Origin of the sequence: Pseudomonas sp. St386 (assembly GCF_018325865.1) — a bacterium.
GTDB lineage: Bacteria > Pseudomonadota > Gammaproteobacteria > Pseudomonadales > Pseudomonadaceae > Aquipseudomonas > Aquipseudomonas brassicacearum.
Window position 1 is genome coordinate 5,304,466 of record NZ_AP021900.1, and the last position, 22,768, is coordinate 5,327,233.

22 protein-coding genes are annotated in these 22,768 nt (G+C 60.1%); 14 read left to right on the forward strand and 8 right to left on the reverse strand.

The genetic code is table 11. From position 1 onward, the window contains the following. Nucleotides 1-20: 20 nt before the first annotated feature. Complete coding sequence (locus tag KI235_RS23485; protein WP_003204943.1) at nucleotides 21-1,238, reverse strand: argininosuccinate synthase; 1,218 nt, start codon at nucleotides 1,236-1,238, stop codon at nucleotides 21-23. Between the two features lie 128 nt (nucleotides 1,239-1,366). Then, nucleotides 1,367-2,344, reverse strand: a complete 978-nt coding sequence (locus KI235_RS23490) for an OmpA family protein (RefSeq protein ID WP_038857903.1) — start codon at nucleotides 2,342-2,344, stop codon at nucleotides 1,367-1,369. Between the two features lie 190 nt (nucleotides 2,345-2,534). On the opposite strand from KI235_RS23490, the gene pyrC reads away from it, so the two are divergent. Both pyrC and rnt read left to right on the forward strand, forming a co-directional pair. Next, entirely contained in the window at nucleotides 2,535-3,581 is a 1,047-nt protein-coding gene (pyrC, locus tag KI235_RS23495) for a dihydroorotase (RefSeq protein ID WP_003204946.1), read from the forward strand. Further along, complete coding sequence (gene rnt, locus KI235_RS23500; protein WP_003204947.1) at nucleotides 3,578-4,255, forward strand: ribonuclease T; 678 nt, start codon at nucleotides 3,578-3,580, stop codon at nucleotides 4,253-4,255. Before pyrC ends, rnt begins: the two co-directional genes overlap by 4 nt. 217 nt (nucleotides 4,256-4,472) lie before the next feature. Here the strand turns inward: rnt and KI235_RS23505 are convergent, their stop codons facing one another. Beyond that, a complete protein-coding gene (locus KI235_RS23505) occupies nucleotides 4,473-5,075 on the reverse strand; it encodes a peroxiredoxin (protein WP_003204949.1) in 603 nt (200 codons plus the stop codon). A gap of 313 nt (nucleotides 5,076-5,388) precedes the next feature. Here KI235_RS23505 and KI235_RS23510 point away from each other — a divergent pair, with 313 nt between their 5' ends. Both KI235_RS23510 and bfr read left to right on the forward strand, forming a co-directional pair. Further along, on the forward strand, nucleotides 5,389-5,607 hold the full coding sequence (locus KI235_RS23510; protein ID WP_003204952.1) for a bacterioferritin-associated ferredoxin: 219 nt from the start codon (nucleotides 5,389-5,391) through the stop codon (nucleotides 5,605-5,607). Between the two features lie 208 nt (nucleotides 5,608-5,815). Next, a complete protein-coding gene (gene bfr / locus KI235_RS23515) occupies nucleotides 5,816-6,289 on the forward strand; it encodes a bacterioferritin (RefSeq protein ID WP_003204954.1) in 474 nt (157 codons plus the stop codon). Nucleotides 6,290-6,456: 167 nt separating this feature from the next. Here the strand turns inward: bfr and grxD are convergent, their stop codons facing one another. From grxD to KI235_RS23530, 3 genes are all read right to left on the reverse strand, one after another. Further along, the gene (gene grxD / locus KI235_RS23520) at nucleotides 6,457-6,798 is read right to left on the reverse strand and encodes a Grx4 family monothiol glutaredoxin (protein WP_018614171.1); all 342 of its coding nucleotides are present in this window, start codon (nucleotides 6,796-6,798) and stop codon (nucleotides 6,457-6,459) included. A gap of 89 nt (nucleotides 6,799-6,887) precedes the next feature. Continuing rightward, the gene (locus KI235_RS23525; protein ID WP_003204958.1) at nucleotides 6,888-8,996 is read right to left on the reverse strand and encodes a molybdopterin oxidoreductase family protein; all 2,109 of its coding nucleotides are present in this window, start codon (nucleotides 8,994-8,996) and stop codon (nucleotides 6,888-6,890) included. 131 nt (nucleotides 8,997-9,127) lie between these two features. Then, entirely contained in the window at nucleotides 9,128-9,415 is a 288-nt protein-coding gene (locus KI235_RS23530) for a hypothetical protein (protein WP_003204960.1), read from the reverse strand. Between the two features lie 403 nt (nucleotides 9,416-9,818). Here KI235_RS23530 and argF point away from each other — a divergent pair, with 403 nt between their 5' ends. Both argF and KI235_RS23540 read left to right on the forward strand, forming a co-directional pair. Next, nucleotides 9,819-10,739, forward strand: coding sequence for an ornithine carbamoyltransferase (gene argF / locus KI235_RS23535; protein WP_003204963.1), 921 nt, complete (start codon nucleotides 9,819-9,821; stop codon nucleotides 10,737-10,739). Then, on the forward strand, nucleotides 10,736-11,845 hold the full coding sequence (locus KI235_RS23540; protein WP_003204965.1) for an ABC transporter ATP-binding protein: 1,110 nt from the start codon (nucleotides 10,736-10,738) through the stop codon (nucleotides 11,843-11,845). The genes argF and KI235_RS23540 overlap by 4 nt, the downstream gene beginning before the upstream one ends. A 177-nt stretch (nucleotides 11,846-12,022) precedes the next feature. Here KI235_RS23540 and KI235_RS23545 read toward each other — a convergent pair whose 3' ends face one another. Next, complete coding sequence (locus tag KI235_RS23545; protein ID WP_003204966.1) at nucleotides 12,023-12,805, reverse strand: PhzF family phenazine biosynthesis protein; 783 nt, start codon at nucleotides 12,803-12,805, stop codon at nucleotides 12,023-12,025. A 174-nt stretch (nucleotides 12,806-12,979) separates the two neighbouring features. Beyond that, a complete protein-coding gene (ybaK, locus tag KI235_RS23550; protein ID WP_043042815.1) occupies nucleotides 12,980-13,450 on the reverse strand; it encodes a Cys-tRNA(Pro) deacylase in 471 nt (156 codons plus the stop codon). A gap of 321 nt (nucleotides 13,451-13,771) precedes the next feature. Here ybaK and KI235_RS23555 point away from each other — a divergent pair, with 321 nt between their 5' ends. From KI235_RS23555 to KI235_RS23590, 8 genes are all read left to right on the forward strand, one after another. Continuing rightward, nucleotides 13,772-14,623 (forward strand): MIP/aquaporin family protein, encoded by an 852-nt coding sequence (locus KI235_RS23555; RefSeq protein WP_003204970.1) that lies wholly within the window; start codon nucleotides 13,772-13,774, stop codon nucleotides 14,621-14,623. Nucleotides 14,624-14,699: 76 nt separating this feature from the next. Next, nucleotides 14,700-16,205, forward strand: coding sequence for a glycerol kinase GlpK (glpK, locus tag KI235_RS23560; RefSeq protein ID WP_003204972.1), 1,506 nt, complete (start codon nucleotides 14,700-14,702; stop codon nucleotides 16,203-16,205). 85 nt (nucleotides 16,206-16,290) lie between these two features. Beyond that, the gene (locus KI235_RS23565) at nucleotides 16,291-17,046 is read left to right on the forward strand and encodes a DeoR/GlpR family transcriptional regulator (protein ID WP_003204973.1); all 756 of its coding nucleotides are present in this window, start codon (nucleotides 16,291-16,293) and stop codon (nucleotides 17,044-17,046) included. A 315-nt stretch (nucleotides 17,047-17,361) separates the two neighbouring features. Further along, nucleotides 17,362-18,900: a glycerol-3-phosphate dehydrogenase gene (gene glpD / locus KI235_RS23570; protein WP_003204975.1), complete on the forward strand. Its 1,539-nt coding sequence runs from the start codon at nucleotides 17,362-17,364 to the stop codon at nucleotides 18,898-18,900. A gap of 448 nt (nucleotides 18,901-19,348) precedes the next feature. Then, nucleotides 19,349-20,263 (forward strand): glutamate/aspartate ABC transporter substrate-binding protein, encoded by a 915-nt coding sequence (locus KI235_RS23575; RefSeq protein WP_003204977.1) that lies wholly within the window; start codon nucleotides 19,349-19,351, stop codon nucleotides 20,261-20,263. Nucleotides 20,264-20,453: 190 nt separating this feature from the next. Then, nucleotides 20,454-21,200 carry an amino acid ABC transporter permease gene (locus tag KI235_RS23580; protein ID WP_003204979.1) on the forward strand — a complete coding sequence of 249 codons (747 nt, stop codon included), beginning with the start codon at nucleotides 20,454-20,456 and terminating at the stop codon, nucleotides 21,198-21,200. Then, the gene (locus KI235_RS23585) at nucleotides 21,200-21,871 is read left to right on the forward strand and encodes an ABC transporter permease subunit (RefSeq protein WP_013694103.1); all 672 of its coding nucleotides are present in this window, start codon (nucleotides 21,200-21,202) and stop codon (nucleotides 21,869-21,871) included. Before KI235_RS23580 ends, KI235_RS23585 begins: the two co-directional genes overlap by 1 nt. Beyond that, on the forward strand, nucleotides 21,868-22,602 hold the full coding sequence (locus KI235_RS23590) for an amino acid ABC transporter ATP-binding protein (RefSeq protein WP_003204983.1): 735 nt from the start codon (nucleotides 21,868-21,870) through the stop codon (nucleotides 22,600-22,602). The genes KI235_RS23585 and KI235_RS23590 overlap by 4 nt, the downstream gene beginning before the upstream one ends. Nucleotides 22,603-22,768 lie beyond the last annotated feature (166 nt).

A 22,768-nucleotide genomic window follows, 5' to 3' on the forward strand; every position in this document is an offset into this window, starting at 1 on the left:
CCGCTTTCATGTCAACAGGGTCAGAACAACTTGCGACCCTTGTTCGCCGCGATGCGCATGCGCAGGGCGTTGAGCTTGATGAAGCCAGCCGCGTCAGCCTGGTTGTAGGCACCGCCGTCTTCTTCGAAGGTCGCGATGTTGGCATCGAACAGCGACTCGTCGGACTTGCGCCCGGTGACGATCACGTTGCCTTTGTACAGCTTCAGGCGGACCACGCCATTCACGTGAGCCTGGGAGGCGTCGATCATCTGTTGCAGCATCAGACGCTCCGGGCTCCACCAGTAGCCGGTGTAGATCAGGCTGGCGTACTTGGGCATCAACTCGTCTTTGAGGTGAGCCACTTCGCGGTCCAGGGTGATCGACTCGATCGCCCGGTGGGCGCGCAGCATGATGGTGCCGCCTGGGGTTTCGTAGCAACCGCGGGACTTCATGCCCACATAACGGTTTTCGACGATGTCCAGACGACCGATGCCGTGTTCGCCACCGATGCGGTTCAGGGTCGCCAGCACAGTGGCCGGGCTCATCTCAACGCCGTCCAGAGCGACGATATCGCCGTTGCGATAGGTCAGTTCCAGGTATTGCGGGGTATCAGGAGCCTTCTCCGGGGAGACGGTCCAGCGCCACATGTCTTCTTCGTGCTCGGTCCAGGTGTCTTCCAGCACGCCGCCTTCATAGGAGATGTGCAGCAGGTTGGCATCCATCGAGTACGGGGATTTCTTCTTGCCGTGGCGCTCGATCGGAATAGCGTGCTTCTCGGCGTAGTCCATCAGTTTTTCACGGGACAGCAAGTCCCATTCACGCCACGGGGCAATGACTTTCACGCCCGGCTTGAGGGCATAGGCACCCAGTTCGAAACGCACCTGGTCGTTGCCTTTGCCGGTGGCGCCATGGGAAATGGCATCGGCACCGGTTTCGTTGGCGATTTCGATCAGGCGCTTGGCGATCAACGGACGGGCGATGGAGGTACCCAGCAGGTACTCGCCTTCGTAAACGGTGTTGGCGCGGAACATCGGGAACACGAAGTCGCGGACGAACTCTTCGCGCAGGTCATCGATGTAGATCTCTTTGACGCCCATGGCCTGGGCCTTGGCGCGTGCAGGCTCGACTTCTTCGCCCTGCCCCAGGTCAGCGGTGAAGGTCACCACTTCGCAGTTATAAGTGTCCTGCAGCCACTTGAGGATCACCGAAGTGTCCAGGCCGCCGGAATACGCCAGAACGACCTTGTTTACGTCCGCCATGCCATCACTCCACGGGTTGTACGGAAAGCCGGGAAGTCTAACGTCCAGCGCGGATAATTTACAGGGGCGCGACAGCTTATGACGACGAAGCGACAGATTATGTCGAGCGTGCGACGGTCAAAATCGACTCAGGACGTCCGTGCCGTAGCCCCAGCGGGCGCCTTGGCCGGTGCTGCGGTTGGCGCCGGAGCCTTGGCAGGCGCGGCAGTGGGCGCGGGCTGCGCGGCGGGTGCCTGCGGTGCCGGCGCTTCGGTCGGAGCCACGCGCTCCAGGCGCACGACTACGCGACGGTTCTTGGCTCGGTTGGCGGAGTTGGTGTTGGGCACCAGGGGATAACGCTCGCCGTGGAAGCGCAGGGTAATCTGCGACTCCTGGAAGCCATTGGCCTTGAAGAAGTCCTGGACCGCCAGGGCCCGGCGGCGTGACAGCTCACGGTTGGTCAGGCGGTTGCCGCTGTTGTCGGAGTGGCCGTCAAGCTCGACATGATTGACGCTGGGGTCGGCCTTGATGAAGTCGAGCATCACCTGCAACTGCGCCTTGGCATGGGCATCGAGTTCGGCAGCTTCGCCGGGGAAGCCGATCTGTGTCTGTTTCACCTGCTCGAAATTCTTTGGCAACAGTTTTGCCACGCAGCCTTGATAGTCGTTGAAGGCCTTGCTGAAACGCACCGGCAGCAGACGGACTTCCGAGACTCGCCCGTCCTCGGTGTTGCGGCGCACCACGGGGCTGCGACCTTCCATCAGCCCACTGATCAAGCGGCCAGCCTGGACCTGGGAGCTGTTGAACAGTACGTCGCCGCTGCCGATGCTGACCGAGCCCAGGTTGATATCGCCCCGCCCCGGCTGCCACGGTGCGGCGGCCGCCAGCAAGGTTGCCGAACCGCCACCAAGCATCGGGTTATAGGTCTTGAGGCGAAACGTCGCCTGTTCGCCCGCCCGGCGCACGAATTCGCCACTGCCAAAATCAGTGATCGGCTGGCTCAGCCGGCACTCGAACTTGTCGCCTTCGACCGTCCACTCAATGCTCTCCAGACGGGTCTGGAAAGTGAGCGCCATGGCGGGAAGGCTGGCAAACACACTGAGCAAGGCTAGATAACGCTGGCGCACGGGAGGCTCCACTGACTTTTATACAAAGATCGACGCATGCTGGAGGCATGACGCCTGTCCGGCGCACTGCACGGATTCGTGGCACACCTGTAGGAGCTATCGGTAAGTTGCGGCAGAACTTGATAGCGGGTGCCTGAATCGGTCTTTTCCGGTAGCATTCCCACAGTTTGACCCGCCTGGAAGCCCCCCAATGTCCGACCGCCTGACCCTGCTGCGTCCCGACGACTGGCATATTCATCTTCGCGATGGTGCTGTGTTGACCCATACCGTCGCCGATGTCGCGCGCACCTTCGGGCGCGCAATCATCATGCCTAACCTGGTTCCGCCAGTGCGCAACGCCGCCGAGGCCGACGGCTATCGCCAGCGCATCCTCGCCGCACGCCCGGCTGGCAGCCGCTTCGAACCGTTGATGGTGCTTTACCTCACCGACCGCACCCAGCCCGAAGAGATCCGCGAGGCCAAGGCCAGCGGCTTCGTCCATGCCGCCAAGCTGTACCCGGCCGGTGCCACCACCAACTCCGACTCCGGCGTCACCAGCATCGACAAGATTTTCCCGGCGCTGGAGGCCATGGCCGAAGTCGGCATGCCGTTGTTGATCCATGGTGAAGTCACCCGGGGCGACGTCGACGTGTTCGACCGCGAGAAAATCTTCATCGACGAGCACATGCGCCGCGTCGTGGAGCGTTTCCCGACGCTCAAGGTGGTGTTCGAACACATCACCACCGGCGATGCCGTGCAGTTCGTCAACGAGGCACCGGCCAACGTCGGCGCGACCATTACCGCCCATCACCTGCTGTACAACCGCAACCACATGCTGGTGGGCGGGATCCGGCCGCACTTCTATTGCCTGCCGATCCTCAAGCGCAATACCCACCAGGAAGCCTTGCTGGACGCCGCCACCAGCGGCAGCGCCAAGTTTTTCCTTGGCACCGACTCGGCCCCCCACGCCCAGCACGCCAAGGAAGCGGCCTGCGGTTGCGCCGGCTGCTACACCGCCTATGCCGCCATCGAGATGTACGCCGAGGCGTTCGAACAGCGCAACGCGCTGGACAAACTCGAAGGCTTCGCCAGCCTGCATGGCCCGCGTTTCTATGGCCTGCCGGTGAACACCGATCGTATTACCCTGGTCCGCGATGAGTGGACCGCCCCCGCCAGCCTGCCTTTCGGCGACCTGGCTGTCATCCCGCTGCGCGCCGGTGAAAAACTGCGCTGGCGCCTGCTGGAGGAAAACGCGTGAGTGAAGATCATTTCGACGACGAACTGGACGGCAACGGTGGTTCGGGCGGCGCCCGTCACCCCATGGCTGCTCGGTTCCGTGGCTATCTGCCGGTTGTCGTCGACGTAGAAACCGGCGGTTTCAACTCCGCCACCGACGCCTTGCTGGAAATCGCGGCGACCACCATCGGCATGGACGAAAAAGGCTTCGTGTTCCCTGACCACACCTACTTCTTCCGTGTCGAACCGTTCGAAGGCGCCAACGTCGAAGCGGCGGCCCTGGAGTTCACCGGGATCAAGCTCGATCACCCGTTGCGCATGGCAGTCAGCGAAGAAACGGCCCTGACCGACATCTTCCGTGGCGTGCGCAAGGCGCTCAAGGCCAACGGTTGCAAGCGAGCGATCCTGGTCGGCCACAACAGCAGCTTCGACCTGGGCTTCCTCAACGCCGCCGTCGCGCGCCTGGACATGAAGCGCAACCCGTTCCACCCGTTCTCCAGCTTTGACACCGCGACCCTGGCTGGCCTGGCGTACGGCCAGACCGTCCTGGCCAAGGCGTGCCAGGCGGCTGACATCGATTTCGATGGCCGTGAAGCCCACTCGGCCCGCTACGACACCGAGAAGACCGCCGAGCTGTTCTGCGGCATCGTCAACCGGTGGAAAGAGATGGGTGGCTGGCAGGATTTCGACGACTAACCAGTAGAGCCATTGTGGCGGCCCTCCGTGGGAGCAAAGCTTGCTCGCGACACAGGCGACTCGGTTTCTGGAAGACCGCATCGCAGCCATCGCGGGCAAGCCTTGCTCCCACAGATAAATTCCCTCGCCATAAGGTCCTGTGTTTCAGCCGACAAGTTTGAAACGCCCATAAAAAAACCGGCCCATCATGGGCCGGTTTTTTTATGCCTCGGTGCGCTTACAGCTTGTCGCTGTGCTCGCCCAGGTAAGCGGCAACGCCTTCAGGCGAAGCGGTCATGCCCTTGTCGCCTTTTTTCCAGTTGGCCGGGCAAACTTCGCCGTGCTCTTCGTGGAATTGCAGCGCATCGACCAGACGGATCAGTTCTTCCATGTTACGGCCCAGTGGCAGGTCGTTGATGATCTGCGAACGGACAACGCCTTTGTCGTCGATCAGGAACGCGCCACGGAAGGCCACGCCGCCTTCGGACTCAACGTCATAGGCCTTGGCGATTTCGTGCTTCATGTCGGCAGCCATGGTGTATTTCACCTGACCGATACCGCCATTGTTGATCGGGGTGTTGCGCCAGGCGTTGTGGGTGAAGTGCGAGTCGATCGAAACAGCGACCACTTCGACGTTGCGCGCCTTGAAATCATCCATGCGGTGATCCAGTGCGATCAGCTCGGACGGGCAGACGAAGGTGAAGTCCAGTGGATAGAAGAACACCAGGCCGTATTTGCCTTTGATGGCCGAGGACAGGGTGAAGCTGTCGACGATTTCGCCGTTGCCAAGGACGGCTGGAACGGTGAAGTCTGGGGCTTGTTTGCCTACGAGTACGCTCATTGGGTATCTCCTGATGTAATAGCGTGAAAACATGGTCCGGGCCAGCCTGTCACCCTCAGGCGACAGCCCTGTGACACGAACCCGCTTGCAAGGGCCGACCATCATACACCGCGCATTTGGACTGTCTTCAACGGTTTTTCGGTGACATCGAAAAATCGCCGTCCGGTTTCATGCAGCCTCAATTGTCCTGGACAAACCGTTCGTCAGCCTGGCAACGCTCAGGCGCAAGACCTTGAGAAACCACTTTGACAATCATTCTCGTTAACATTAAGATCCGTCTCAATTGAGTCACAACCAGCGACGGTTCTCACTTATGTATGTATGCCTCTGCACTGGCGTCACCGACGGGCAAATCCGCGAAGCGATCTACGAAGGTTGCTGCAGCTATCGCGAAGTCCGCCAGACCACCGGCGTAGCCAGCCAATGCGGCAAATGTGCCTGCCTGGCCAAGGAAGTGGTTCGTGAAACCCTCGCCAAAGTGCAAACGGCACAGGCCTCGATCCCCTACCCGGTAGAATTTAGCGCCGCGTAACAGCACGTAATAAACAATTTTCAAGGAACCGGACCCAGTGTCCGGTTTTTTTATGCCTGCAAATCAAATGCTTAGCCTCCAGACGCGGAACACAAACATTCTTATTCAGATTAATTTTCATTTATTATTCAATAACTTAGGTTTGACACTCGTAAATGCGCGGCTCAAACTCTGCCTAATACACAGCTATTACAGGGCAGGCCTCATCATGAAAGGCGACATTACAGTCATCCAGCATCTCAACAAGATCCTTGCCAATGAGCTGGTCGCGATCAACCAATACTTCCTGCATGCACGCATGTACGAGGATTGGGGCCTGAACAAGCTGGGCAAGCACGAGTACCACGAATCGATCGACGAGATGAAGCACGCGGACAAGCTGATCAAGCGCATCCTGTTTCTCGAAGGCCTGCCGAACGTCCAGGACCTGGGCAAGCTGCACATCGGCGAACATACCCGGGAAATGCTTGAGTGCGACCTGCGTATCGAGCGCACCGGCCACACCGACCTGAAGGCCGCTATCGCCCACTGCGAAAGCGTTGGCGACTTCGGTAGCCGTGAACTGCTGGAAGACATCCTCGAATCCGAGGAAGAGCACATCGACTGGCTGGAAACCCAATTGGGCCTGATCGACAAAGTCGGTCTTGAGAACTACCTGCAATCGCAGATGGGTGAAGAGTAAGCTTCCCCGAAAGCAAGCCACTAAAAAGCCCCGCCCTCTTTCGAGAGGCGGGGCTTTTTATTACCTGGGTTTCCAGGCCCACCTAAATCCACTGTGGGAGCGAGCTTGCTCGCTCCCACAGTGGTTCGTGTTCACCACAACCGGTGTAGTGAACAGAATCTCATGGATCAGGCTTCGGTCTTGTTCGCCGCTGCTGCTTCCACAGCTGCCTTGATCGTGGCCTGCAGAGAGCCGTCAGCAGCCATCTCGGTCATGATGTCGCTACCGCCGATCAGTTCACCACCCACCCACAGCTGTGGGAAGGTTGGCCAGTTGGCGTACTTGGGCAGGTTGGCGCGGATTTCCGGGTTCTGCAGGATGTCCACGTAGGCAAACTTCTCGCCACACGCCATCACAGCCTGAGCAGCCTTGGCCGAGAAACCGCACTGTGGCGCGTTCGGCGAGCCTTTCATGTAAAGCAGGATGGTGTTGTTGGCAATCTGGTCTTTAATCGTTTCGATGATATCCATGGAGCACCTCGGCTTAAAACTTTTGCGACTTAAGTTGTCGACACGGTGACGCATTGTAACGGAAAGCCGAACCTGCTCCAGAGACAATTTTACGCAGCCGCCACCTTCACCGGTACGCCGTTGAGTGCCGCGTTGCCGGACAACTCATCGAGCTGACAATCATCGGTCAGGTCGTTGGCGCTGGAGCCCGGTTGTCCGCTGGCGATGGTCATCTGCACGCCCGGCCGGGCATGGCCCCAGCCGTGGGGCAGGCTGACCACGCCTTTCATCATGTCCAGGCTGCCCAGCACCTCGACTTCGATGACGCCCACCCGCGAACTGACGGTCACCCGTTGCCCGTCGACCAGGCCACGACTGGCGAGGTCATCCGGGTGCATCAACAACTGATGACGCGGCTTGCCCTTCACAAGTCGATGAAAATTATGCATCCAGGAGTTATTGCTGCGCACATGGCGGCGGCCAATCATCAGCAATTCGTCCGGTTTTGGCGCCTGCAACGCAGCGAAGCGCGCAAGATCGGCGAGTATCACCGCTGGCGCAGCCTGCACCCGCTGGTTTTCGGTTTTCAGGCGTGCAGCCAGGTTGGGCTTGAGCGCACCGAGGTCGATGCCATGGGGATGATCGAACAGGGTCGTCAGGGACAGCTTGTGCGGCGAGGCGTCGCCATACGCCCCGCTACGCAGGCCGAAATCGATCATCTGCGCCGGCGGCATGGTCGGCTTGAGCTCCTTGCCGGTTCGGGTGGCAAAGGCCTTGGCCAAGCCGACGAAGATTTCCCAATCGTGCAGCGCACCCTCGGGCTTGGGCAGGATCGCCCGGTTGAAACGGGTCACGTTGCGCACCGCGAACAGGTTGAACGTGGTGTCGTAATGATCGTTCTCCAGGGCCGAGGTCGAGGGCAGGATCAGGTCGGCGTAACGCGTGGTTTCGTTGATGTACAAATCGAGGCTGACCATGAACTCCAGCCCGTCCAGGGCCTGCTCCAGTTGCCGCCCGTTGGGTGTGGACAGCACCGGGTTGCCGGCCACGGTGACCAGCGCACGAATCTGGCCTTCGCCTTCGGTGAGCATTTCCTCGGCCAGGGCCGACACCGGCAACTCCCCTGCGTACTCGGGACGCCCGGACACCCGGCTCTGCCAACGGTTGAAATGCCCACCCGAGGTGGTAGCGACCAGGTCCACCGCTGGCTCGGTGCACAGCGCCCCGCCTACCCGATCAAGATTGCCGGTGACCAGGTTGATCAATTGAATCAGCCAATGGCACAGCGTGCCAAACGCCTGGGTCGACACCCCCATCCGCCCGTAGCACACCGCTGACGGCGCGGCGGCGAAGTCGCGGGCCAATTGCCGGATCTGCGCTGCAGGCACCGCACAGAGCGGGCTCATGGCTTCAGCTGTGAAAGTGGCGACGGCCTCGCGCACCTCGTCCAGGCCGTCCACCGGCAGGTGGCTGTCACGGGTCAGGCCTTCGCTGAACAATGTATTGAGCAAACCAAACAGCAGCGCAGCATCACCGCCGGGGCGTACAAAGACGTGCTGGTTGGCAATGGCCGCCGTTTCGCTGCGGCGCGGATCGACCACCACCACCTTGCCGCCACGGGCCTGGATCGCCTTGAGGCGCTTCTCCACGTCCGGCACGGTCATGATGCTGCCGTTGGACGCCAGCGGGTTGCCGCCCAGGATCAGCATGAAGTCGGTGTGGTCGATGTCCGGAATCGGCAGCAGCAGGCCGTGACCGTACATCAAGTAGCTGGTCAGGTGATGGGGCAGTTGGTCCACCGAAGTCGCCGAGAAACGGCTGCGGGTTTTCAACAGGCCCAGGAAATAGTTGCTGTGGGTCATCAGCCCATAGTTATGCACGCTGGGGTTGCCCTGGTAGACCGCCACCGCGTTCAGGCCATGGCGCGCCTGGATGTCCGCCAGGCGCTCGGCCACCAACGCGAAGGCGTCGTCCCAGGCAATCGGTTGCCATTCATTGCCAACGCGCTGCATGGGCTGGCGCAGCCGGTCTGGGTCGTTCTGGATATCTTGCAGCGCCACCGCCTTGGGGCAAATGTGACCGCGACTGAAGGTGTCCAGCGCATCGCCCTTGATCGAGGTGATCACCAGGCCCTGGCCGTCGGTTTCGGTGGTTTCGAGGGTCAAGCCGCAGATGGCTTCACACAAGTGGCACGCACGGTGGTGGAGAGTCTTGGTCATGGCCAGTCTCTGTTTTATTCGTGGCGGGCGCTTTCGGCCGCGGGAACAAAACTATGGCGCGTGATTCCCGGCAGCGCCAGCGACGTTCGTCCTGTGAATTGCCGGGCATCAGGCCCACCGATGAGAGGGCGTCAAGGCTGGTCGGGAGGCGGTGCCAGCATCTGGATTTCTTCGACGGTTTCCACCTGCTCCTGGGCAATGGGCACACCCGTTAGCTCGCCAATCAGCCGCCAATGCTCGTCGAGGCCGCTGCTGATAGTGGCCATGCGATCGATCATCCGACGGCCCGCGGCCTTGGTCACCTCGTCATCGCTGCGCAGCAATTCGAATGACATGGAAGTCACCGAAGCCGTCAGGTGCGTCAGCGATCGTGCAGTCAGCCCCAGCAGTTCCATCAGTTGTTGCTCTTTCGAATCCATTTCGGGCTCCTGTGCCGCTGAGGCTCATTTATAACTCAGGCCTTTGCATTAGGAAATGTTTCACGACCACCACCAGACCGGCGAAAGGCTGGGGGGCCACGGCGCAAACCGCCCCTCATCCATCGCGCGCCCGCCGCGCTTGATTGCCAAGCCAAGCAACGCCAGTGTACAAATGGGTCGCTGCTGTCAGGAAACCGGCCACAAATATGCCATCGCATTCGCGTGATGGTCTCGCTGAAATCCCCAAAAACCGTAGCCCTATTGGTAAGACGCGACATTTAATTATAAGATCGCGCCTTCCCCTATTTCGTCGCCCCGTGCGGCTTTTGCCGCAGGTCTCGCCCGTTTTTTGAATAAACAAGGCTTTGAGCATCTGCGGTCAGTTACAAAAAGGTAGTCAATCATGAGCGCAAGGCACTTTCTCTCCCTGATGGATTTCACGCCCGATGAGTTGCTCGGCGTGATCCGTCGAGGCGTGGAGCTCAAGGACCTGCGTAACCGCGGCGTACTGTTCGAGCCCTTGAAAAACCGCGTGTTGGGGATGATCTTCGAGAAGTCATCGACCCGCACCCGCATCTCTTTCGAAGCCGGCATGATCCAGCTGGGCGGCCAGGCGATCTTCCTGTCGCCCCGCGACACCCAACTGGGCCGTGGCGAACCGGTCAGCGATTGCGCCATCGTCATGTCTAGCATGCTGGATGCAGTGATGATCCGTACCTTTGCCCACAGCACCCTGACCGAGTTCGCGGCCCATTCCCGCGTACCCGTCATCAATGGCCTGTCCGATGACCTGCACCCCTGCCAGTTGCTGGCCGACATGCAGACCTTCCTCGAGCATCGCGGCTCGATCCAGGGCAAGACCGTGGCCTGGATCGGCGATGGCAACAACATGTGCAACAGCTATATAGAAGCGGCGCTGCAATTCGACTTCCAGCTGCGCATTGCCTGCCCTGAAGGTTATGACCCCAATGCCGAGCTGCTCGCCAAGGCCGGGGACCGGGTGACCATCGTGCGTGATCCGAAACAGGCCGTGGCCGGTGCGCACCTGGTGAGCACCGACGTCTGGACCTCCATGGGCCAGGAAGAAGAAACCGCCAAGCGCCTCAAGCTGTTCGCGCCGCTACAGGTCAACCGGGCCTTGCTCGACCTGGCGGATGCCGACGTGCTGTTCATGCACTGCCTGCCGGCCCACCGTGGCGAGGAGATCAGCTTCGACTTGCTGGACGACCCGCGCTCGGTGGCCTGGGACCAGGCAGAAAATCGACTTCACGCGCAAAAGGCACTGCTCGAGTTCCTTGTCGAGCCGGCGTATCACCACGCATGAGCCATTCGCTGCTGCTGAATTTGCATAACCTGGCCTGCGGCTACCAAAACCAGCGGGTCGTGCAGAACCTCAACCTGCACCTCAATGCCGGCGATATCGGTTGCCTGCTCGGTTCGTCCGGGTGCGGCAAGACCACGACGTTGCGCGCCATCGCCGGCTTCGAACCGGTGCACGAGGGTGAAATCCAATTGGCCGGGGAAACCATCTCCCGCGCCGGTTTCACCCTCGCCCCGGAAAAACGCCGTATCGGCATGGTGTTCCAGGACTATGCCCTGTTTCCCCACCTGAGCGTGGCCGAGAACATCGCCTTTGGCATTCGCAAGCATCCGGACAAGGATCGCGTCGTCGAAGAGTTGTTGGAACTGGTCAATCTGAAGCACCTAGGCAAGCGCTTTCCCCATGAGTTGTCCGGCGGCCAGCAACAACGCGTGGCCCTGGCCCGCGCGCTGGCACCAGAACCACAACTGCTATTGCTCGATGAGCCGTTCTCCAACCTCGATGGCGAGTTGCGACGCAAGCTCAGCCATGAAGTGCGGGATATTCTCAAGGCCCGCGGCACCAGCGCGATCCTGGTCACACACGATCAGGAAGAAGCCTTCGCCGTGAGTGACCATGTCGGGGTATTCAAGGAAGGTCGACTGGAACAGTGGGACACGCCCTACAACCTGTATCACGAACCTCTGACGCCATACGTCGCCAGCTTCATTGGCCAGGGCTACTTCATTCGCGGCCGGCTCGACAGCCCGGAATCGGTGCAAACCGAGTTGGGCACCCTGCGCGGTAACCGGGCCTACACCTGGCCCATCGGCGGTGCGGTGGATGTGTTGCTGCGCCCAGACGATATCGTCTACGCACCGGACAGCCCGCTCACCGCCAGCATTGTCGGCAAGACCTTCCTGGGCGCTTCAACCTTGTATCGCCTGCAATTGCCCACAGGCGCGCAACTGGAATCGATCTTCCCCAGCCACGCCGACCATCAGCTCGGGGACAGTGTCGGCATCCGCGTGGCGGCTGAACACCTGGTGCTGTTCCAAGCCTCGGGCAGCACCGCGGCGCACATCCCGCCGGTGGACAGCGGTGTGCGGCGCTATAGCACCGCCAGCTGATAGCTCCCGCCCCACAAGGGAATTTGCAGCAGGCACAAATCAGCTGTCATCCATAAATCCTGTGGGAGCGAGCTTGCTCGCGATGGCATAGGCACATTCAGCATCGATGTACGCTGAACCACCGCTATCGCGAGCAAGCTCGCTCCCACAGTTGGTCTCATTGGCTTGAGTGCAGAGTCAACCCAGCATCAACGTCCCACTGGCCACCAACGTCGCATTCCCGCCGATCTTCACCCGCTCCCCCTCCAACCGGCAGAACAACGCCCCGCCCCGGGCCGAGCATTGGTAAGCCGTCAGCCCTTGCTTGCCCAAGCGCTTGGACCAATAGGGAATCAGGCTGCAGTGGGTCGAGCCGGTCACTGGGTCCTCGTTGATGCCAATCGCCGGGGCAAAATAGCGCGAGACAAAATCATGCTTGCTCCCCGGCGCGGTCACGATAGCGCCCGGCCAAGGCAGTTTTGCCAGGGCCGCCATGTCCGGCTTGCAATCGAGTACCGCTTGCTCCGATTCCAGCACCACGAACAGTTCGTTGGAACTCAGCACGTCCACCGCTTCGACACCCAAGGCACTCTGGACGGCCAAGGACGTGCCCAACTCGGCAGGCACGACAGCCGGAAAATCCAGCCACAACCGATCACCTTCGCGCGTAACGCTCAACGAACCGGACTTGCAGATGAAATCCAGTCGCTCGACCGTTTCGTGGTAGACCTCGAACAGTACATAAGCGCTGGCCAACGTAGCGTGCCCGCACAGCGGGACTTCGGTGGCAGGCGTGAACCAGCGGATATGCCAATGCTGGCCTTCACGCACCAGAAACGCGGTTTCAGCCTGGTTATGTTCGGCGGCGATCTTCTGCATCAAGTCATCGGCAAGCCAGCCGTCGAGTCTATAGACCATCGCCGGGTTACCGCCGAACGGCCGGTCACTGAACGCATCGACCTGATGAAACGCAAGCTGCATGGCACTTCTCCTTTTTTTGATGCGCCAGCATGCGGTGCAGCGGCACAGCTTAACCAGTGACAGATCAGTAGAATTTTCACCCTACAGCATGGGATGGAAGCTCTGACTCCTAGCTTAGCCTTTCACACCCTTGTGGCGAGAACGCTTGCTCCCGCTCGGCTGCGCAGCCGTTAATCAAGCACGTCCAATGTCAGCAAACGTCGCCCCGGTGTGCTCCTTCAATACCGAAGGCGCCAACTCGACTTCCAAGCCGCGCCGTCCCGCACTGACAAACATACTGGCGAGCGGCTGTGCGGAATTGTCGATAAAAGTGCGCAGGCGCTTCTTCTGCCCCAGCGGGCTGATGCCGCCAAGTAAATAACCGGTCGAACGCTGCGCGGCGGCTGGGTCGGCCATCTCGACCTTTTTCACCCCGGCGGCATGGGCCAGGCCTTTCAAGTCCAGGCTTCCGGCCACAGGCACCACCGCCACCAACAGTTCACCCTTTTCGCTGGCCGCCAACAACGTCTTGAACACCTGCGCCGGATCCAGGCCGAGCTTTTCCGCCGCTTCCAAACCGTAGGACGCGGCCTTGGGATCGTGTTCGTAACTGTGGATGCGATGTTCGGCGCACACTTTCTTAAGCAGATCCAACGCGGGTGTCATGACTGCTCCTGACAAGGAAATGAAAAAAGAGTGGCCGGATTCTAAGCCATCGCCAGCGAAAAGGCTTGGGACGGGGTCGCGAGTACGGTGACCCACCGTCAGTGGAAGAGTCATTCACGCCACGAATAGTTGAAATGTGACCGATGGTTCACTTTCGACCTTTGACATCAGCGTTTCTTGTCTATATTTTTTCGAAACTGAAAGTCATATCGCAGGTCTCAAGCAGCAACCCGAGATCAGGATGGGGATCCTGCCTCGGTGGAGATCGCGCAATCGAGCTTTATCGAAGGCGCAGCAAAACAACAAAAAACCGAGGTTTGAATGACAACTGCTTTACAACAGCCGTCCCTGTCCGGCCAATGCCTGGCTGAATTCCTGGGCACTGCCCTGCTGATTTTTTTCGGAACTGGTTGTGTCGCGGCGCTCAAGGTCGCGGGTGCCAGCTTCGGCTTGTGGGAAATCAGCCTCATCTGGGGCGTCGGCGTCAGCATGGCGATCTATCTGAGCGCGGGCATTTCCGGCGCCCATCTCAACCCCGCCGTCAGCATTGCCCTGTGTATTTTCACTGACTTCGAAAAGCGCAAACTGCCTTTCTATATGCTGTCCCAAGTGGCCGGTGCTTTCTGCGGCGCACTTCTGGTCTACACGCTGTACAGCAACCTATTCTTCGATTTCGAACAGTCCCGGCACATGATTCGGGGCACCGAAGCCAGCCTCGAACTGGCGTCGGTGTTTTCCACCTACCCGCACGCAGCGCTGTCCACCGGCCAAGCCTTCCTCGTGGAGGTGATCATTACGGCCATCCTGATGGGCGTGATCATGTCCCTGACCGATGACAACAATGGTTTACCCCGTGGCCCACTGGCACCACTGCTGATCGGCCTGCTGATTGCGGTGATCGGCAGCTCCATGGGGCCGCTGACAGGCTTTGCGATGAACCCGGCGCGGGACTTCGGTCCTAAACTGATGACTTTCTTCGCCGGCTGGGGTGAAATTTCCCTCACGGGCGGACGCGACATCCCGTACTTCCTGGTTCCGATTTTTGCCCCGATTGTGGGTGCGTGCCTCGGTGCTGCGGCCTATCGCGGGTTGATTGCCCGCCACCTGCCCAGCGCCATAACTGCTACAAAGGATGCAGAACCGGCCATTGACGGCAAGCCCAGAACGTCCTGAAACAGTCGACGCTGGCTCCTGCCATTCGAGCCTGCGCCGTGGCTTCTTCCCTAATTTACGTCCCAAGGCAATCGACATGACCGACATACAGAACAAGAACTACATCATTGCCCTCGACCAGGGTACGACCAGCTCGCGCGCGATCATCTTCGACCGTGACGCCAACGTGGTCTGCACCGCCCAGCGCGAATTCGCCCAGCATTACCCACAGGCCGGCTGGGTCGAACACGACCCGATGGAAATCTTCGCCACCCAGAGCGCGGTCATGGTCGAAGCCCTCGCCCAGGCTGGCCTGCACCATGACCAGGTGGCCGCCATCGGCATCACCAACCAGCGTGAAACCACCGTGGTCTGGGACAAGACCACTGGCCGGCCGATCTACAACGCCATCGTCTGGCAATGCCGCCGCAGTACCGAAATCTGCCAGCAGCTCAAGCGCGATGGCCACGAGCAATACATCAGCCAAACCACCGGCCTGGTCACCGACCCGTACTTTTCCGGCACCAAGCTCAAGTGGATCCTGGACAACGTCGAAGGCAGCCGCGAGCGTGCACGCAACGGTGAACTGCTGTTCGGCACCGTCGACAGCTGGCTGATCTGGAAATTCACCGGTGGCAAGGTCCACGTCACCGACTACACCAACGCCTCGCGCACCATGCTCTTCAACATTCACTCGCTGGAATGGGACGCGAAGATGCTCGACATCCTCGACATCCCCCGCGAAATGCTCCCGCAAGTGAAATCGTCCTCGGAGATCTATGGCCGCACCAAGAGCGGCATCGCCATCGGCGGCATTGCCGGTGACCAGCAGGCGGCCCTTTTCGGCCAGATGTGCGTGGAGCCAGGCCAGGCGAAAAACACCTACGGCACCGGCTGCTTCCTGCTGATGAACACCGGCAGCAAGGCCGTCAAATCCAATCACGGCATGCTCACCACCATCGCCTGCGGCCCGCGCGGCGAAGTGGCCTACGCCCTGGAAGGCGCGGTGTTCAACGGCGGCTCCACGGTCCAGTGGCTGCGCGATGAGCTGAAGATCATCAACGACGCGCTGGATACCGAATACTTTGCCAACAAGGTCAAGGACAGCAACGGCGTGTACCTGGTGCCCGCCTTCACCGGCCTGGGCGCACCGTATTGGGACCCCTATGCCCGTGGCGCGCTGTTCGGCCTGACCCGCGGCGTACGCGTCGATCACATCATTCGCGCGGCGCTGGAGTCGATTGCCTACCAGACCCGCGACGTACTCGACGCCATGCAACAGGATTCGGGTGAACGCCTCAAGGCCCTGCGCGTCGACGGTGGCGCGGTGGCGAACAACTTCCTGATGCAGTTCCAGGCCGACATCCTGGGTACCCGGGTCGAACGCCCGAAAATGCGTGAAACCACCGCCCTGGGTGCTGCGTACCTGGCCGGCCTGGCGTGCGGCTTCTGGGGCAGCCTGGAAGAACTGCGCGGCAAAGCGGTGATCGAGCGCGAATTCGAACCGCAGCTGGACGAACAGGCGAAGGAAAAACTCTACGCCGGCTGGCAGAAGGCGGTCAGTCGCACCCGTGACTGGGAACCCCATGAAGACGCTGAATAAAGCCTGATAAGGTTCTGAAACTGGTCGGGAGTGGATTCCTGCGGCATCATGGGCAAATTTTGTACGGCAGCCCAAAGGAAGCCCCATGAATCTGCCTCCCCGCCAGCAGCAAATCCTCGAACTGGTCCGCGAACGCGGCTATGTCAGCATCGAGGAAATGGCGCAGCTATTCGTCGTCACCCCGCAAACCATTCGCCGCGATATCAATCAACTGGCGGAAGTGAACCTGCTGCGTCGCTACCACGGCGGCGCCGCCTACGATTCAAGCGTGGAAAACACCGCCTACGCCATGCGCGCCGATCAGATGCGCGACGAGAAGCAACGCATCGCCGAAGCCATCGCCGCCCAGATCCCCGATCATGCCTCGCTGTTCATCAACATCGGCACCACCACCGAATCCATTGCCCGGGCGCTGCTCAATCACAACCATCTGAAGGTCATTACCAATAACCTGCATGTGGCGTCGATCCTCAGCGCCAAGGACGACTTCGAAGTCCTGATCGCCGGCGGCAACGTACGACGTGACGGCGGCGTGGTAGGCCAGGCCAGCGTCGACTTCATCAACCAGTTCAAGGTCGACTTCGCCCTGGTGGGCATCAGCGGGATCGATGAAGACGGCAGCCTGCTGGACTTCGACTACCAGGAAGTGCGGGTCTCCCAAGCCATCATCGCCAACGCCCGGCAAGTGCTGCTGGCGGCGGACTCCAGCAAATTCGGGCGCAACGCCATGGTCCGCCTGGGGCCCATCAGCTTGATCGACTGCCTGGTGACCGACCAGCAACCGGTGCCGGCTTTGGCGCAATTGCTGAGCCAGCACAAGATTCGGCTGGAAGTGGTCTGACGATCTCCTCAATACCTTGTGGCAAGGCTGCTGCGGGAGCAGGGCTTGCCCGCGATGAAGGCAACACAGTTTCTACATAGAACGAGGCGTCTGTTCCGCGAGCAAGCTTTGCTCCCACAACTCACTCGCCACAAAAGCGTGCCCAAGCACCTTCTCTCCTTCCTTCCATGTTCGAAAATTTTCCTTTCAGCTTCCCTTGATCAGTATTTTCAATCGAAGTTGACTGGCTGTTGCCGTCTTTATGGGCTAGTATTTTCGCAAATGAACATTTATGTTCGAATTCAAATATTTCGAAAAAGAGCCCGAGGCCAGCCGATGCCCACTTCTACCTTGCCTACGCCCCCTCTCGCCGAGGTTTACGACGTCGCCGTCATTGGTGGCGGTATCAACGGCGTGGGGATTGCCGCGGACGCTGCCGGTCGCGGTCTTTCGGTGTTCCTTTGCGAAAAGGACGACCTGGCCAGCCACACCTCGTCGGCCAGCAGCAAGCTGATCCACGGTGGCCTGCGCTACCTCGAACATTATGAATTCCGTCTGGTGCGCGAAGCGCTGGCCGAGCGCGAAGTGCTGCTGACCAAGGCCCCGCACATCGTCAAGCAAATGCGCTTCGTGCTGCCTCACCGCCCGCATCTGCGCCCGGCCTGGATGATCCGCGCCGGCCTGTTCCTCTACGATCACCTGGGCAAGCGTGAGCAGCTCGCCGGCTCGAAAAGCCTGAAGTTCGGTGCCGACAGTGCATTGAAAAGCGAGATCACCAAAGGTTTCGAATATTCCGACTGCTGGGTCGACGATGCGCGACTGGTAGTACTCAACGCCATGGCCGCCCGGGAAAAAGGCGCGCATATCCACACCCGCACGCGTTGCGTGAACGCCCGCCGCAGCAAAGGCCTGTGGCACTTGCACCTGGAACGTGCCGACGGCAGCCTGTTTTCGATCCGCGCCAAGGCACTGGTCAACGCCGCCGGCCCGTGGGTCGCCAAGTTCATTCGCGATGACCTGAAGCTGGAATCGCCCTACGGCATCCGCTTGATCCAGGGCAGCCACCTGATCGTGCCGAAACTCTACGAAGGCGAACATGCGCACATTCTGCAAAACGAAGACCAGCGCATCGTGTTCACCATTCCGTACCTGAACCAGTTCACCCTGATCGGCACGACTGACCGCGAATACACCGGTGACCCGGCCAAAGTGGCGATCACCGAGGGCGAAACCGATTATCTGTTGAAGGTGGTCAATGCCCACTTCAAGAAGCAGATCAGCCGCGGCGATATCCTGCACAGCTATTCCGGTGTGCGTCCGCTGTGCAACGACGAATCCGACAACCCATCGGCCGTGACCCGCGACTACACCCTGGCGCTGTCGGGTGGCGGTGAAGAAGCCCCCTTGCTGTCGGTGTTCGGCGGCAAGCTGACCACCTACCGCAAACTGGCCGAATCGGCGATGGCGCAACTGGCCCCGTACTTCACCCAGATGCGTCCGAGCTGGACCGCCGTAGAGGCCCTCCCCGGCGGCGAAAACATGACCACCCCGCAGGCGCTGTGCTCGGCGATCCGCGACAAGTTCGACTGGCTCCCAACCGACATCGCCCGCCGCTGGGCCACCACCTATGGCAGCCGCACCTGGCGCATGCTCGAAGGCGTGCACAACCTGGGTGACCTGGGCGAGCACATCGGCGCCGGTCTCTATACCCGCGAAGTCGACTACCTGTGCAGCGACGAGTGGGCCGTCGATGCCCAGGACATCCTGTGGCGCCGCAGCAAGCTGGGCTTGTTCACTACCCCGCTCGAGCAGGAGAAACTGCAGCAGTACCTGGACAAGGTCGAGCACAACCGCCGCAAGATCGAAGCGGCCTGAACGCTAGCCCGCAGAACCCAAAGCCCCTGAATCCTGCGATTCAGGGGCTTTTTGCATTCTGGAACACACTGCCGCCCCCCTGTAGGAGCGAGCTTGCTCGCGATGACACCTGCACATTCAACATCTATGTGGCTGGCACACCACATTCGCGAGCAAGCTCGCTCCCACAATGAATTGATGCGGCCTCAAGCCATTCGGTTTTCCGAACAGAACCCATCAGTCAGTTCGGTTAACCGGATGAAACAGGTCGCAAAAAACCCGAAACAAAACATTAATTATCTTTAAAAACAACATCTTAAACAGACGCAACTGGCCTGGCACGAGTCATGCTCTACACTCTTGGAGACGAATGCCTGTACGCCAACACAACAGGAGCTGCCAGGCACTTCGAAGTACTCAGGGCCGACAAACCGGCCGAAATAAAAAAAACAATGTCGAGGAAACATCGATGCGTATCGTTCCCCATCTCCTGGGCGCAGCCATTGCTGCCGCTCTGATCAGCACTCCGGTTTTCGCAGCCGAACTGACCGGCACACTGAAAAAGATCAAAGAGTCCGGCGTTGTCACGCTTGGCCATCGCGACGCTTCCATTCCGTTTTCCTACATCGCGGACGCTTCCGGCAAACCGGTTGGCTACTCCCACGATATCCAGATGAAAGTCGTCGAAGCGCTGAAAAAAGACCTGGACCTGCCCAACCTGCAGGTCAAATACAACCTGGTCACCTCGCAAACCCGTATCCCGCTGGTGCAGAACGGCACCGTGGACCTGGAATGCGGCTCCACCACCAACAACGTCGAGCGTCAGCAGCAGGTTGACTTCTCCGTCGGCATTTTCGAGATCGGCACCAAGCTGCTGTCCAAGAAAGACTCCAAGTACAAGGATTTCGACGACCTCAAGGGCAAGAACGTCGTGACCACCGCCGGCACCACGTCCGAGCGTATCCTCAAGGCGATGAACGCCGACAAGCAGATGGGCATGAACGTCATCTCCGCCAAGGACCACGGCGAATCCTTCCAGATGCTGGAATCGGGTCGTGCCGTCGCGTTCATGATGGACGACGCCCTGCTGGCTGGCGAAGCCGCCAAGGCCAAGAAAGCCGATGACTGGGCCGTGACCGGCACCCCGCAGTCCTACGAAATCTATGGCTGCATGATGCGCAAGGGCGACGAGCCGTTCAAAAAAGCTGTCGATGACGCCATCAAGGCCACCTACGCTTCGGGCGAGATCAACAAGATCTACGAAAAATGGTTCATGCAACCTATCCCGCCAAAAGGCCTGAACCTGAACTTCCCGATGAGCGACGAACTCAAGGCACTGATCGCCAAGCCGACCGATAAAGCGGCTGACGACAAGAAATCCTGATTTCTGACTAACCTTATCTCCTGAAGGGGCCCGGCCCTTTCAGGGGATGGTCACTCCCTGCTGGCAAATCTGGAAACACTCGAACCGGTGGCTGTCGAGCCGATCGCGTGTGCCTGGCCTTCAAGTCGGGCGGGAACGGAGTTTCCCCAGGCGGGCATTTGTACATCGAACGATCTGAGGGGAGACCCTAATGAATTACAACTGGGACTGGGGCGTGTTCTTCAAGTCCACCGGCGTGGGCAGCGAGACCTATCTCGACTGGTACGTGACCGGTTTGGGCTGGACCATCGCCATCGCCGTCGTAGCCTGGATCATCGCCCTGCTGCTGGGCTCGGTGCTAGGCGTCATGCGTACCGTGCCGAACCGGCTGGTGTCGGGCATCGCTACCTGCTACGTGGAACTCTTTCGTAATGTGCCGCTGCTGGTTCAGCTGTTCATCTGGTACTTCCTGGTGCCGGACCTGCTGCCCGCCGATATGCAGGAGTGGTACAAGCAGGACCTGAACCCGACCACCTCGGCCTACCTGAGCGTCGTGGTGTGCCTGGGCCTGTTCACCGCCGCCCGGGTTTGCGAACAGGTGCGCACCGGTATCCAGGCGCTGCCGCGCGGCCAGGAATCCGCCGCCCGCGCCATGGGCTTCAAGCTGCCACAGATCTACTGGAACGTGCTGCTGCCCCAGGCCTACCGGATCATCATTCCGCCGCTTACCTCGGAATTCCTCAACGTCTTCAAGAACTCCTCCGTGGCCTCGCTGATCGGCCTGATGGAGTTGCTCGCGCAGACCAAGCAGACCGCCGAGTTCTCCGCCAACCTGTTCGAAGCCTTCACCCTGGCCACGCTGATCTATTTCACCCTGAACATGAGCCTGATGCTGCTCATGCGCATGGTCGAGAAGAAAGTCGCGGTGCCCGGCCTGATCTCCGTGGGGGGTAAATAATGGAATTCGACTTCACTGGCATCATCCCGGCCATTCCCGGTTTGTGGAACGGCATGGTGATGACCCTCAAGCTGATGGCCTTGGGCGTGGTCGGCGGGATCATCCTCGGCACGATCCTGGCGCTGATGCGCTTGTCCCATAACAAGCTGGTCTCCAATCTCGCTGGCGCCTATGTCAACTATTTCCGCTCGATCCCGCTGCTGCTGGTGATCACCTGGTTCTACCTGGCGGTGCCGTTCGTGCTGCGCTGGATCACCGGCGAAGACACGCCGATCGGGGCATTCGGTTCTTGCATCGTGGCGTTCATGATGTTCGAAGCGGCGTACTTCTGCGAAATCGTCCGGGCCGGCGTGCAGTCGATTCCCAAGGGCCAGATGGGCGCCGCCCAGGCACTGGGCATGAATTACGGCCAGACCATGCGCCTGATCATCCTGCCCCAGGCGTTTCGCAAGATGACCCCGCTGCTGTTGCAACAAAGCATCATCCTGTTTCAGGACACCTCGCTGGTCTACACGGTTGGCCTGGTGGACTTCCTCAATGCTTCGCGGGCCAGTGGTGACATCATCGGCCGCTCCAATGAGTTCCTGATCATCGCAGGTCTCGTGTACTTCACCGTCAGCTTTGCCGCCTCGCAGCTGGTCAAGCGTCTGCAAAAAAGGTTCGCCGTATGATCTCTATCAAGAACATCAACAAGTGGTATGGGGACTTCCAGGTACTGACCAATTGCAGCACCGAGGTCAGCAAGGGTGAGGTGGTAGTGGTGTGCGGGCCGTCGGGTTCGGGCAAGTCCACGCTGATCAAGTGCGTGAACGCCCTGGAACCGTTCCAGAAAGGCGACATCGTGGTCGATGGCACGTCCATCGCCGACCCGAAGACCAACCTGCCGAAACTGCGGTCGCGCGTGGGCATGGTGTTCCAGCATTTCGAACTGTTCCCGCACCTGACCATCACCGAAAACCTGACGATCGCGCAGATCAAGGTGCTGGGCCGCAGCAAGGAAGAAGCCACCAAGAAAGGCCTGCAACTGCTTGAGCGGGTCGGCCTCTCGGCCCACGCCCACAAGCACCCGGGCCAGCTCTCCGGCGGCCAGCAGCAACGTGTGGCGATTGCCCGTGCCCTGGCGATGGACCCGGTGGTGATGCTGTTCGACGAACCGACCTCGGCCCTTGACCCGGAAATGGTCAACGAAGTGCTCGACGTCATGGTGCAACTGGCCCACGAAGGCATGACCATGATGTGCGTGACCCACGAAATGGGCTTCGCCCGCAAAGTGGCGAACCGGGTGATCTTCATGGACCAGGGCCAGATCATCGAAGACTGCAAGAAAGAAGAGTTCTTCGGCGACATCAGCGCCCGCTCCGAACGCGCGCAGCATTTCCTTGAGAAAATCCTGCAGCACTAAAAACACATTTGCGAAAGCTCCCACACCCCCTGTGGGAGCGAGCCTGCTCGCGATGAGGCCATCACAGTCAACATCAATGTTGAATGTAAGTCCGCCATCGCGAGCAGGCTCGCTCCCACAAGGGACCGTGGTGACTCTGAGTAAGTGTTGTGGTTGACCCAAGGCT

Excerpts from the sequence above, each read along its gene's own strand:
- KI235_RS23485 (WP_003204943.1), bottom strand. The coding sequence starts at position 1,238 with ATGGCGGACGTAAACAAGGTCGTTCTGGCGTATTCCGGCGGCCTGGAC.
- pyrC (WP_003204946.1), top strand. The coding sequence starts at position 2,535 with ATGTCCGACCGCCTGACCCTGCTGCGTCCCGACGACTGGCATATTCAT.
- KI235_RS23505 (WP_003204949.1), bottom strand. The coding sequence starts at position 5,075 with ATGAGCGTACTCGTAGGCAAACAAGCCCCAGACTTCACCGTTCCAGCC.
- KI235_RS23510 (WP_003204952.1), top strand. The coding sequence starts at position 5,389 with ATGTATGTATGCCTCTGCACTGGCGTCACCGACGGGCAAATCCGCGAA.
- bfr (WP_003204954.1), top strand. The coding sequence starts at position 5,816 with ATGAAAGGCGACATTACAGTCATCCAGCATCTCAACAAGATCCTTGCC.
- grxD (WP_018614171.1), bottom strand. The coding sequence starts at position 6,798 with ATGGATATCATCGAAACGATTAAAGACCAGATTGCCAACAACACCATC.
- KI235_RS23525 (WP_003204958.1), bottom strand. The coding sequence starts at position 8,996 with ATGACCAAGACTCTCCACCACCGTGCGTGCCACTTGTGTGAAGCCATC.
- KI235_RS23530 (WP_003204960.1), bottom strand. The coding sequence starts at position 9,415 with ATGGATTCGAAAGAGCAACAACTGATGGAACTGCTGGGGCTGACTGCA.
- argF (WP_003204963.1), top strand. The coding sequence starts at position 9,819 with ATGAGCGCAAGGCACTTTCTCTCCCTGATGGATTTCACGCCCGATGAG.
- KI235_RS23540 (WP_003204965.1), top strand. The coding sequence starts at position 10,736 with ATGAGCCATTCGCTGCTGCTGAATTTGCATAACCTGGCCTGCGGCTAC.
- KI235_RS23545 (WP_003204966.1), bottom strand. The coding sequence starts at position 12,805 with ATGCAGCTTGCGTTTCATCAGGTCGATGCGTTCAGTGACCGGCCGTTC.
- ybaK (WP_043042815.1), bottom strand. The coding sequence starts at position 13,450 with ATGACACCCGCGTTGGATCTGCTTAAGAAAGTGTGCGCCGAACATCGC.
- KI235_RS23555 (WP_003204970.1), top strand. The coding sequence starts at position 13,772 with ATGACAACTGCTTTACAACAGCCGTCCCTGTCCGGCCAATGCCTGGCT.
- glpK (WP_003204972.1), top strand. The coding sequence starts at position 14,700 with ATGACCGACATACAGAACAAGAACTACATCATTGCCCTCGACCAGGGT.
- KI235_RS23565 (WP_003204973.1), top strand. The coding sequence starts at position 16,291 with ATGAATCTGCCTCCCCGCCAGCAGCAAATCCTCGAACTGGTCCGCGAA.
- glpD (WP_003204975.1), top strand. The coding sequence starts at position 17,362 with ATGCCCACTTCTACCTTGCCTACGCCCCCTCTCGCCGAGGTTTACGAC.
- KI235_RS23575 (WP_003204977.1), top strand. The coding sequence starts at position 19,349 with ATGCGTATCGTTCCCCATCTCCTGGGCGCAGCCATTGCTGCCGCTCTG.
- KI235_RS23580 (WP_003204979.1), top strand. The coding sequence starts at position 20,454 with ATGAATTACAACTGGGACTGGGGCGTGTTCTTCAAGTCCACCGGCGTG.
- KI235_RS23585 (WP_013694103.1), top strand. The coding sequence starts at position 21,200 with ATGGAATTCGACTTCACTGGCATCATCCCGGCCATTCCCGGTTTGTGG.
- KI235_RS23590 (WP_003204983.1), top strand. The coding sequence starts at position 21,868 with ATGATCTCTATCAAGAACATCAACAAGTGGTATGGGGACTTCCAGGTA.